The organism is Pedobacter jaeyakensis, from assembly GCF_054461315.1.
In genome coordinates this window covers 2,810,880-2,822,385 of the sequence record NZ_CM136921.1, presented here as the reverse complement: position 1 = coordinate 2,822,385, position 11,506 = coordinate 2,810,880, and the positions used below count along the sequence as shown (strand labels likewise).

At 40.5% G+C, this 11,506-nt stretch carries 9 protein-coding genes; all 9 read right to left on the bottom strand.

Translation table 11 applies throughout. From position 1 onward, the window contains the following. Position 1: 1 nt before the first annotated feature. Positions 2–1,201 (bottom strand): Pycsar system effector family protein, encoded by a 1,200-nt coding sequence (locus ACXZ1K_RS12625; RefSeq protein WP_458970022.1) that lies wholly within the window; start codon positions 1,199–1,201, stop codon positions 2–4. 46 nt (positions 1,202–1,247) lie between these two features. After that, entirely contained in the window at positions 1,248–2,306 is a 1,059-nt protein-coding gene (locus ACXZ1K_RS12620; protein ID WP_458970021.1) for a DUF4185 domain-containing protein, read from the bottom strand. A gap of 42 nt (positions 2,307–2,348) precedes the next feature. After that, complete coding sequence (locus ACXZ1K_RS12615) at positions 2,349–5,276, bottom strand: DEAD/DEAH box helicase (RefSeq protein ID WP_458970020.1); 2,928 nt, start codon at positions 5,274–5,276, stop codon at positions 2,349–2,351. 88 nt (positions 5,277–5,364) lie between these two features. Further along, positions 5,365–5,814: a hypothetical protein gene (locus ACXZ1K_RS12610; RefSeq protein ID WP_458970019.1), complete on the bottom strand. Its 450-nt coding sequence runs from the start codon at positions 5,812–5,814 to the stop codon at positions 5,365–5,367. Between the two features lie 30 nt (positions 5,815–5,844). Then, positions 5,845–7,128 (bottom strand): sialidase family protein, encoded by a 1,284-nt coding sequence (locus ACXZ1K_RS12605; protein ID WP_458970018.1) that lies wholly within the window; start codon positions 7,126–7,128, stop codon positions 5,845–5,847. A 9-nt stretch (positions 7,129–7,137) separates the two neighbouring features. Then, a complete protein-coding gene (locus tag ACXZ1K_RS12600) occupies positions 7,138–9,483 on the bottom strand; it encodes a TonB-dependent receptor domain-containing protein (RefSeq protein ID WP_458970017.1) in 2,346 nt (781 codons plus the stop codon). Positions 9,484–9,673: 190 nt separating this feature from the next. Continuing rightward, complete coding sequence (locus ACXZ1K_RS12595) at positions 9,674–9,958, bottom strand: hypothetical protein (protein WP_458970016.1); 285 nt, start codon at positions 9,956–9,958, stop codon at positions 9,674–9,676. A 133-nt stretch (positions 9,959–10,091) separates the two neighbouring features. Then, positions 10,092–10,478 (bottom strand): acyl-CoA thioesterase, encoded by a 387-nt coding sequence (locus ACXZ1K_RS12590; protein ID WP_458970015.1) that lies wholly within the window; start codon positions 10,476–10,478, stop codon positions 10,092–10,094. Continuing rightward, positions 10,475–11,479, bottom strand: a complete 1,005-nt coding sequence (locus ACXZ1K_RS12585) for a beta-ketoacyl-ACP synthase III (protein WP_458970014.1) — start codon at positions 11,477–11,479, stop codon at positions 10,475–10,477. Before ACXZ1K_RS12585 ends, ACXZ1K_RS12590 begins: the two co-directional genes overlap by 4 nt. Positions 11,480–11,506: the final 27 nt, after the last annotated feature.

Below are 11,506 nucleotides of genomic sequence, written 5' to 3'. Positions count from 1 at the left end.
ATTATAGCGTAACTGCTGCTACCGCGATGGTAAAGGCCAGCACTGCAGCAATTATCCCAAACATAAAGACATTGTAAGCGATCCTTAACAACCTGTATTTCCTGCCTAAAACTACACCCTGTGCGTATACATCTTTAATTAAACTACCATAAAGAAAGTCTCTATCCTCCATCATTTTATTCATCCCCATTTCATAGTCTGGTAAACTCATTCTATAAAAATTACCGAAAAATAAAAGGTTAACTTTCTTCTGCTGTATGTCGTCTGGAGTGAATACTCCTTCAGGTATGGATGGCCTCGTGGCCAATATGGAAAACACCATCGTTACCACGCAAATTATCAGCAGCAACATGGTCGGAATAATCAAATGCGGATTATCTTCCAGCTTTCTAAGCAGCAAACTCAGTATAACCGATAAAATGATGGAATTGGTAGAAATCATGATATGAGCTTTATTATCAGCCATATCACTCAGTCGCTGATGATTGGTAGAGGTAATCCTAAACATCGTTTCTACACCTCTCTCAGGCTTATCATTCTTTTTCTTCTTTCCAGACATATCCTTATTTTTATCTACAGCAGGCAAAGAGGTTTCAACTGCCACGCTAGCCTCCGATTTGCTTTTTAAATCTTCAAGGTTCGACGCCTTTTTTTCATTTAACAATTGCTGTGCATAGTCGGTATGGTAATGGTGGACCTCAAAAAGACTTATTGTCTTTAACCGCCATTCCCCTTTGTCAATTTTATGGTCCGCAAATGACTGCGCTTCTTTTCGCATCAGTTTATTTCTTTCCTTAAAACTACCACTACCCAAATGGTATAAGTCGCCATCACAAACAATCTGTTGCAACAACCCTTCAGGCCTTTGAGGCATTTTAGTGGCCATAATACAGCCTTTTATCCGGTCAATAATATCCTGACTAACGGTTTTGCCCGAAAGAAACTCAGTCATCAATTCTGCGCCCTTAAATTCATGTTGAGACCTATCAAAAAGATATCCTATATCATGAAACCAACTGGCTGCCACAACAATAAAGAAATCCTGATCTGAAAGCTGATAATGATTGGCAATTTTTACTACGTTCTCTACAACCTGTTCCGTATGCTCCAGATTATGGTAGAAAAATCTGGCATCTGTTCTCGACTTAAAAAGCCAGGTAACATGTGCCCTAAGCTGTTCTAATATTTCTCGGTAATTCATTATCAAATATGATTTTCGTCAATCTTATAAATATGATGGTTTAATTTCACTCTTCAAACTTTAAAGTAGTCCGCATTAAAAATACGTTGTATGGTTGCCACATAGACATCGTGAAATAAAGTTTATCATCACCAGTTGAGGGAAGCATAAATGCCCCATACAATGCAGGATATTCTGCTCCCGAAACCAATAGATTTTCTTCGCTCCAGGTACCCGTCAAGGTTTCAGCATCTCTCATCACCAGTGCATTTCTGTTTTCATTTAAATAAGTAATTAGCCATCTTTTAAGCCTTGGGTAATAAAGTAAAGATACTTCGCCAACAAAAGCATCAATAATTTGATCCGCCTGTCTCTCGTCACCTTTACACCATCCTTTAGCTTTATTCCAATATTCGTAGTTGGCTTGCAGCTCTATATCCTCTTCTTTAAACCGCGCCAGCCAGGCAGGGCCACTCCTTCCAGCATTGGTACCAACCATATACACATACTGATCCTTTTCAGCATAAGCCACCTGCGCAAACTTACTGGAAGCAGAAAACTTCAAATCTGGAACAACGTGCCAGGTTTTTCCGTGGTCGCTGGACTTATACAACGACGAAGAATTTGTAGCCCAGGAACCTGCTTTGCCCCATTTTCTAACATCCATATAGTGAACGTAGTCTGCTCCGTTTGCATGAATAGCCGCCGTTGGAATTGAAGTGTGACTACCCCTGCCATCTGTTTGATGTGGACTAGGTATAATTTGGCGACTAATCATTTCATCAAATTGTAAACCATCAGCAAGATTCTGATCCCCGGAAATCCCTAAAACATTAGATCTCCAGTCGACGGCATTTCCAGGGCCGCCGCCTTTTGTCGGTACCCAATCCTTTCCGTAAGTGTCGCCGAAAAAGAACCCTGTTTTTCCATTTCCCATATCCCAGGCAATCCCAAGGTCTGTACCGCCTACATTGTACAGCTCATCAGTTCTATTTGGACTTGGAAACTGTTCTCCGGGCAATGATTTACCTGTAACGCGGGCTATACGCTGTAAGTTAAAAGGTACGATGTGCTTTACCTGGGCGTATGATGAGGTCTGGACAAGAAACAATAAAAAAAATAGCATTCTAAAATTCATAGTACACATTCCAACATCATAAAGCACACTCTAAATCAAATTCAGCAAATCCGCTTTCTTTAAACTCTTAAAGATCGATTCGTCTGTTCTAATCAAATCATTTGCTATGTTTTTCTTTGCATTCTGCATCATCATGATTTTTTCTTCTACCGTATCCGGGCAGATCAAACGTACCGCCACTACATTTTTCTGCTGACCAATCCTGTAAGCCCTATCAATGGCCTGATTTTCCACTGCAGGATTCCACCATGGGTCTACAAGATAAACATAATCGGCCTGAGTCAGGTTCAAACCTGTACCACCTGCCTTTAAACTAATCAAAAATACCCTTTTCTGGGGGTTGGTTTGGAATGACTCTACCACTTTAGCTCGCGTCGTGGTTTGTCCTGTTAAATATTCAAACCCGATTTCCCTCAGTTCCAGTTCAGCTCTAATCAAATCCAGCATCGTCACAAACTGAGAAAAAACCAGTATTTTATGGTTAGGTGATTTACTTTCGATTTGCTCCATCAATGTATCCATTTTAGCTGATAGGTTTCCGTAATATTTGTCATCCTTAATTAAGGCTGTTGAATTACAGATTTGTCTAAGCTTAGTAATTCCCTGCAGTACATGCATGCTGCTTTTGGTCAACTCATCTTCAGTTTTACCCATCAGGAAATCCCTTATCTCTTCTCTGCAAGAATCGTAAACTTCCCGTTGCTGTGTACCCATCTCACAATAGATCACCATTTCTGTTTTATCCGGCAACTCTTTAGCAACTTGCTCCTTGGTGCGGCGTAGTATAAATGGATTTATTTTGCGTTGCAACTCTTTAGCCGCTCTACTGTCTTTAAATTGATCTATAGGTACAGAGTACAGCTCTTTAAATTGAAGTTTACTGCCCAACAAACCCGGACAAGCAAAGGAAAGTTGTCCATACAAATCAAACGTATTGTTTTCAATCGGCGTGCCTGTAAGAACAACCTTGTTGCGCGACTGCAACAACCGGGCTGCCTTATACCTTTGCGATTCCGGATTTTTTATGGTTTGAGATTCATCCAGGAAAATGTAATTAAACCTATAGTCTTTTAAATGCCTGATATCTGCAAGCAAAGTTCCATACGAAGTCAAGATCACTTCATAGTTGTCAAAATCATGCATTTCTTTAGCCCTGGCGGCGCCGTAAAGTGTCTTCACTTTCAAAGATGGCGCAAACTTAGCTATTTCCTGCTGCCAGTTAAAGATCAGCGAAGCCGGGACTACCACCAAATTGGTGTTATGCCCACCTTTTTCCTGCTGAGAAAGCATAAAAGCTAAAACCTGTATAGTCTTCCCTAAACCCATGTCATCCGCTAAACAGGCACCAAAATTAAACTCATCTAAGAAGTTTAACCAGTTTAAACCCTGCTTTTGGTAGTCCCTCAATTCAGCATTAAGGCCTTTAGGTACCGGAATTTCCTGTATCGATTCGAACCTGGACAACCTGGCTTTGTAAAATACCAGCTGGTCCTTAACTTTCTGGTCCAGCAACTCGTCTTCATACAACTGATCGACCGCATAATAGTTAATTGCCGGTGTGCGTATGGTGTCTTCAACCACTTCTCCCGCACCAAAATACTCTTCAAATTTTGCTATCCACTCGTCAGGCAAGATGCCCATAGTTCCGTCATCCAGCTGCACAAACTTGCTTTTGTTGCGGATAGATTTGTGCAAATGCTTAAGTGCGACAGTTTGCTTGTTAAATTTAACTTTAATAGCGGTGTCAAACCAATCCATACCACTATTTACCACAATGGAAATGTCGGCCTTATACTCACTTAATTTATTATTTTTCAACTCATTAAAACCCAGAATTCCGATACCCTTACTTCTCCAGGATTCAAAAGCCCCCAAAAACCAGCTTTGTTCTAAAAAGTGCTTTCTGTGCATATAGAAGCAATCAGCGTGCTTTTGCTCCGGAAACTCGTTCATCTGCTCCATAAAATAAGGATGCATCCTGGCAATATCAGTGATAAACTGCAATTCCCGCTCCTCATCTCTGTCCAGCGTAAACATGTTGCCTAACCTGTCCTTAGACCTGATCTGTTTCTGCGAGATCACTGGAATTTCCAAACTGCCGTACTTCATCACCGGCGTGATCAACACAAATTCACCAGATTCTGACAAATAGATAATCTTCTCATTATCCAGGTCAAAGCCCTTCTCCACCAATTGCTTTTTGCTGGCAGGTTTCAAATAGGAATAATTGATTTTTATTTTCTCCTCAATTTTAGATAGTATGTTTTCCTGGAACTCCTCGTATTGCGATTCGTGGATCACGATGATATCGCTATAATGTTTAAAGAACTCCAGTATGGTCAAAAAATAAGGATTATCTACCAGATATAAATTTTGATTTAACTGGATAAAATAGTGGTAACTGAGCTTAATTGTTTCCAGCGGATAATGCCTGTTCTCCAAAAAGATCTTGCCAGAAAGCTCATAGTCGTCGCCCTTCTTATTTACATATAAGGTTAGGTCAACTTTAAGCACTTTCACCTGTGCAGGCAACAAAGAAGCGGCTGTAACTGTGGCTGACAACTTGTCATCATGCAGGTAAGTATCAAAATTTAACGGGTTATTAATCAAATACTTTAATGCTTCCAGATCAGATTCTGATTTAACATCATTGTAGTTGTTCTTAAATTTTGAAACACCGCTGTAGAACTTTAATTCTTGCGGGTCCGCGGTCTTCCAAATTCGCTCAATCGGATCAATAAATTTTAAAGGGTTCTTTAATTTACCTGATGCGGCCACTCCTACCTCTGCCAGTTCGATCACTAAATTTCGGTAAAACCGATGCTTGCTAAAAACAAGAATAGTTTTAACATTGTCTGGAACTAATTTGGGCAATCCCTGCGTTTTATCCAAATGCAAAACATTGCCCAACTTAGTAAAATCAATATGCTGTAGCTTATAATCTTGTGGTTCCTTCATTGATACCTTAACTGACCATAAAATTACTCTTTTAAGAACAAATCCCTGCCCTCGCAATCAGATTTTAGCAGGCATATGAGATATCCTGTTAATCAGTTCCTGTCAGTTTTCTAAACTTAGACAAATAAGCATCAGATATCATTATGTCACGCCTATATACGCTGTCAATCTTCTTTATCTTAACTTCCTCTGTTCTAAAGTACTTGACTGCTTCATTATTGGATTTACCAGTTACATCCGGTTCAAATTGCTGCATCCAATTGTTCATTTGCGCATCTGCACTTGCAAGGTCGCTTAGTAGGCTTTTAATTTGCTCTTTTTCACCTGCTGTATCCAATTGCGGGCTCTTCTGCTTAAATATACGCATCGTTTTCAACAGCGTATCCAATTTCATTTGGTTTGCAATGATCTTTTCCTGATCAACCATTACCAGGTCGTGAAACTTGATAACTTCATCCCTCACCTTTTTATAATCCTCTTGTCCACCGCATGATACCAATACAACCGTGATCAATAAAACTAAGTTTAATCTTTTCATAATTTCAATACTTATTCTCAGCGTTCCCGGTTAGTTTTCCATGTTTAGTTTGGCATAATATATCCTGGAAACACCTGCATGCTCCCTAACCCAGGCTACCAAATTATTGTGTCCAACATTAGCTAATACCGCGTGGTTATCTGCTTCATTTCCATCAGTTAAAGCAATTGTTTGCTCTATTTTTCCTTTAACAAGTGATCTCAGCACAATTTTCGCATGAGCTGCCGGACCATGGCTCATACTCATCCCACCTTTTGAATGGTCCATTTTCATTTCATGGTATTCCACTTCTTTGGTTTCTTCGCAAACCATTAAACTTTTGCCGCTTGTCAAAGTAATCATCTGCGGGTGTCTACCACTAGCTGTAATTAATTGTCGGCCACCAAAACCTTTTGCCCCTTTCTCCAATGAGGCATAATACAGTCCGGCTCCGCCTCCTGCAGTAAACCAAATTACACTTGCAGTACCATCATTAATTGCTAAGCTAGGGCCAGAATGCGGACAACCCTCAATCTGCCAGTTGTCATTACTAATAGGTTTAGACTCGCTAAAATTCTTTCCATTGTCAGCTGAAGTCTTGTAAACCATATCCCTAACCTGCTTACCAGATAGTGGAGATGGAAACTGTATACTCCTATAAGCCAAGTGTATATTTCCTTCTTTATCTTTAATAAGATCTGTCCTGCAACATTCACAGGTACCCTTATCTATACAACTATCTTGTGCAAATCCTTTGCCTTTATAGGTTCTGCTAAACATCAATGCAGAGCCCTTTATTGCCTTACCAAATCTTCCGTCGAGCCATACTGCTGCCAATTCTCCATCTTTCAGGTTTACCACATCAAAAAAGCTACGTCCATAAGAATGCACTGTATCACTGTGCAGGAACTGCGCTTTAGTCCATGTCTTTCCTAAATCTATAGAGCTGCAGTAGTAGATCGCCCCTGCAAAAGGGTTTTTCTCCTTGGTAAAGCGTTTGGCGAAAATAGCCATCACGGTTCCATCACTTTTGAATGCTATTTTACCCATACTCTCCGCAGCAGTGTTGCAACCGGCTGATGGCAGAACTGTTACTGACTTTGCAAATTTATTGGCTCCGGCATCATAAACAGCATATTTTAGGCGATACAATGAATCCTGCCCTTGCTCTGTCCAGCACAAAACGGTATTACCTTTGTTGTCCTGTGTTAAATACGGACCAACAGCAGTCAAACCCTCCGCAGGCATAGCAATTATTACCGGAACCTCCTGCTTGTTTTTGCAACCTGTCCATACGAACAGGCTGCAAAGCATTATTAATATTTTATTCTTCATCACTATCAATTAAAAGATGTATTTAATATTTAAACCACCATACCCTGTACGCTTTGGTGATGGGTTGTAATACGCTGGTTGGGCACCATTAAACCCTGTTGCATTTAGCGAAAGGATCGAACTGTAATTCTCATTTAAAATGTTATCCATACCGACGTACACATTAGCTTCAAGATATTTTAGCAATAATTTTTTATAACCAATCTTGCCATTCACCACCTGGTAGGATGGGTTATAAGCAGTGCTTGCATCATTTAAGGGAGCACGGTCATTATAAAAATAATTCCCGTAAAAATAAACGCCTGCTTTAGTTTCCAAATCGATCCCGGCGTTGAGTACCCATGGAGATATTCCCGTTAGCTTGTTTCCGCTAAAATCGGATGTAACCACGCTTTGCGCGTTCAAAAACTTATAATCCTTAAACGTAAAATCAGAATAGGTAACTGCTAAAAACGGCCTTAGTACAGTAAACTGATGCTGGTCTTCCATTTTCAGCAACTGATAGGAAAGCGCCAGTTCTGCTCCGTCGTGACTGGTCTTACCAGAGTTGTTATAAATGGTTATGCCCTGTAACACAGATTGCGCGATAAGCTCTCCCTTCATGTCCATTTTAAACAAAGCAACATCGTACTGCAATCTCGATTTCAACAAGTTTCCCTTGGCATTAAGCTCATAGTTATTTGCTTTTTCAGCTTGTAAATTGGGGTTGATTGAGCCATCTATATTCTTTATTTCAGAACTCGATGGTGGAGAAAATCCGGTACTCAGGCTGGCATGTAAACTCAGGGCATCACTAAAAGTATGACTTAAAGCAACCCTCGGAGTAGCCTGTGGGTCAAATCTCTTAACGCCACTTTGGTTCTGTTTTAAATAGTCCTCAACATCATATTTTAAACCATTATAACTTAAGCCCAGCGTTAAGGTTGTATTCAATCCGAGAGCAGTTTCCGACTGATAAAATATAGAGTATTGTGTATTCCTATAATCAATGTTTGAGCTAATCGCTCCCTCATTACCCTTATTATTTACGTATTGGTTGCCTTTAGTCAAACCTTCATTAAATTCTGCGCCAACGGTAAACTTAGTCGGCAAAATCGAAAATTCAGGATCGAACAAAAACCTAGTGCGACCGCCATAGCTCTGGTAAAAATTACGAATATATGCGTATGGCAACGGATGGTTCAAATCATAGAAATAGGTAAACACACTGGTCGAGTTGGAGAACTGATCGTTAAACCTGTAATGTTGACCCAATCCTATCCTGGTCCAGGTCTGGTATCGTCCAGCCGCCTTGTCCAGGTTAGTGGCGTTGGCCTGCTTTGGGTTCTGCATAAACTGATCAACCGTCAGCGCGCCTGGAATCTGAGAATATTGAGTTGTCCTGTTCAGCAACAAAGTAACTATGCGCTTGTCACTAGGAAACAACTGAAAATTGCCGGTCAAAAATCTGCGCATATCATTACTATGATCTCTGTAACCATCGTACTGCTGCCAGCCATAAGAAACATAGCTATTCACATGGTCGCCACCATTTCGGTAAGTCGTAGCTAGGCGAAATAAGCCATTAGCCCCAAAAAGCCCTGCACCTTCAATGCTCTGCTCCTGGTATGGTGAACGTTGCAATTGAAAATTAATCACGCCACCTGTTCCCGCACCATAAATACTGGAGGCAGGACCTTTAATCACTTCCGCCCTTCCAATACTATTCACATCCAGGGCTTCAATCCTCGTCGTACCGTCGGCCTCGGTAATTGGTATTTCATTTAAATAAATCTTTACACTTCGAATCCCAAAGGCAGATCGGACCCCATTACCGCGAATAGATATCCGGGCCTCAGATAAAGTGCTTTGATCCATTCGTACTCCTGGAACCGCGTTCAATGCCGACTGTAAAGAAACGGCGCTACCCCGGCTTATTTCTTGATTGGTAATAAGTGCTACCGATCCAGCAGTTTCTTTGTTGGAACTACTGCTGGCAAAGCCCGCTACGCGAACCTCATTCAAACTGACACCATCGGCTTCCAATTGCACGTTCAACATAGCACCGGTAGTTGATATTTTAACCAATTGCATTAGGTAACCAGGCATTACTACCTTTACAAGGAACACCTTGTCATTCCCATTTTTTTTGGAACTCTCATTCCAGTCAGCATTGATCTCAAAATAACCCTTCAGGTCAGATTTTGTGATCGGCTTATCCAAAGCCAAATTCGCATCAACAGCATAAATAGTAGCATTTGCTAAAGGCTGTTGAGTTTGCGAGTCGTATATACGCCCTCTAACAGGCTGTGTCTGTGCCATAGTCTGCTCAATACAGAAAATCAGGCAAATAGACATCAAGTATCTAAATAACATATAAGTCAATAAAATTAAAAGATTAAGTACACCTTGTTTCTTTAGGAATTAGGTATACAAGAAATTACTGCAACGACAAATACCGTCACATTTAAGCAGAAAAGCCTATTCTCCAATGTAACAACGCATGAATTAAATTGAAATATTTGTGCAATTCGGCACAGGTTACTCAAGCTTCAAAGGAGAACACTTAAGCTTGTTGTGGCGGATGAAATACAGAATTCTCACCAGCCTTCGGTATCCCCGTAGAAAATGGAATGTGGAATTTAACCTTTGCAAAAGCATAACGGTTAAATCTTAATGGAATTTCAATTAAAGCGTCTTGTAATTGTGTTTTTTGCGACTGTCTTTCCTGCCTTTGCTCTTTCTCTTGGGCCTGCTTTAGCTTCTTCATGAGGTAACACTTGCCATTACAATGCATTTCAGGCTTGTTTTTATTCACACAGAGCGTCGCTGCGATGTATTTTTGATTCATTTCAAAACCGCTATAAACCAAAAAGCTGGAGCAGTTTGCAATCAGCAAACTAAATAGAAGCAAAAAGGATATGGGTTTAAGCAACATCGCAGGCAAATGTAATAAAAAAGAAGAATTGAAGATCTTCTAGTAATTATTTTATAATCGAAACTGGTTTTTTGTTTTCATCAATAGCGACAAAAGAAAATTCACCAGTGACTGCCTTTTCTCTCAACTCAGAATACATTTGTTCAATCCATATCTCTACCCGCACTTTCATACTGGTATTACCGACATGAATTACCCGGGCAATCAACTCAACGAAAGTGCCGGCTGGGATCGGCTTGTTGAAGTCAATCCTATCACTACTTACGGTTACCATTAGTTGTCGGCTGAAGCGGGTGGCCGCAATAAAAGCCACCTCATCCATCATCATCATAGCTGTTCCGCCAAACAAAGTGTCGTAGTGGTTGGTGGTGTTTGGAAACACTGCTTTAAATACCCTCGTTTCCGAAGCGTCAATCTTGTCTTCTAATGTCATTTACCCCTTAGTTTACCCCATTTCAAATAAGTAGCGCCCCATGAAAACCCTGCCCCAAAAGCAGTCAGGATCATTTTATCACCGTATTGAAAATCGTCTTTAAAATCCCAAAGGCACAAAGGAATAGTGGCGGCTGTTGTATTGCCATAACGATCTATGTTCACCTTAACCTGATCTGCAGATAAACCAAGGTAATCGCCAACGGATTGGATGATCCTTAAATTGGCCTGATGTGGAATTAAGTAATTAATCTGCGAACTTACCAGATCATTAGATTTCAAAACTTCATTACAAGTGTCAGTCATCCCTTGTATCGCCGCTTTAAAAACTACCCTGCCGTCTTGGCGCACATAATGCAATTGTTCATCAATGGTGGCCTGCGAAGCCGGAAATTTAGATCCTCCTGCAGTAACAATTAGGTTTTCTTTGCCACTACCATCAGTTCTAAAGAAACTATCCATTAACCCAACTGGTTCTTCAGTTTGTTCTAGTAAAACAGCGCCGGCGCCATCGCCAAATAAGATACATGTGTTTCGGTCCGTATAATTCACGATGGAGCTATTTTTATCAGCACCAATTACAACTACTTTTTTACAGCGGCCGCTTTCAATCATACTGGCACCTAGAGTAAGTGCATATAAAAAACCACTGCAAGCAGCGTTGGTATCAATTCCCCAGGCATTCTTAAGACCGGCCTTTTCACAAACCATACTACCTGTAGATACCATTACATAATCGGGAGTTGAAGTAGATACAATTACACAATCAATTTCATCAGGGTTTACGTCACCTTCCTCGATCAACCTGTTCAAGGCATAAGTTGCCATATCTGAAGTTGCAATATTTGGATTATTAACTATTCTTCGTTCCTTAATACCCGTTCTGGAAATAATCCATTCATTATTGGTATCCACCATTTTTTCGAGGTCATGGTTACTTAAAATAGTATCCGGAACATAACCTCCAACCGCAGTAATGACTGCATTTTTCCTTATTCTCATTCGTGTGCCTGTAGTTCTGTAAAAAAG

What these genes read in the sequence shown, in the direction of transcription:
- ACXZ1K_RS12620 (WP_458970021.1), bottom strand. Translation starts at nt 2,306, where the DNA reads ATGCTATTTTTTTTATTGTTTCTTGTCCAGACCTCATCATACGCCCAG.
- ACXZ1K_RS12605 (WP_458970018.1), bottom strand. Translation starts at nt 7,128, where the DNA reads ATGAAGAATAAAATATTAATAATGCTTTGCAGCCTGTTCGTATGGACA.
- ACXZ1K_RS12585 (WP_458970014.1), bottom strand. Translation starts at nt 11,479, where the DNA reads ATGAGAATAAGGAAAAATGCAGTCATTACTGCGGTTGGAGGTTATGTT.
- ACXZ1K_RS12625 (WP_458970022.1), bottom strand. Translation starts at nt 1,201, where the DNA reads ATGAATTACCGAGAAATATTAGAACAGCTTAGGGCACATGTTACCTGG.
- ACXZ1K_RS12600 (WP_458970017.1), bottom strand. Translation starts at nt 9,483, where the DNA reads ATGTTATTTAGATACTTGATGTCTATTTGCCTGATTTTCTGTATTGAG.
- ACXZ1K_RS12615 (WP_458970020.1), bottom strand. Translation starts at nt 5,276, where the DNA reads ATGAAGGAACCACAAGATTATAAGCTACAGCATATTGATTTTACTAAG.
- ACXZ1K_RS12590 (WP_458970015.1), bottom strand. Translation starts at nt 10,478, where the DNA reads ATGACATTAGAAGACAAGATTGACGCTTCGGAAACGAGGGTATTTAAA.
- ACXZ1K_RS12610 (WP_458970019.1), bottom strand. Translation starts at nt 5,814, where the DNA reads ATGAAAAGATTAAACTTAGTTTTATTGATCACGGTTGTATTGGTATCA.
- ACXZ1K_RS12595 (WP_458970016.1), bottom strand. Translation starts at nt 9,958, where the DNA reads ATGAATCAAAAATACATCGCAGCGACGCTCTGTGTGAATAAAAACAAG.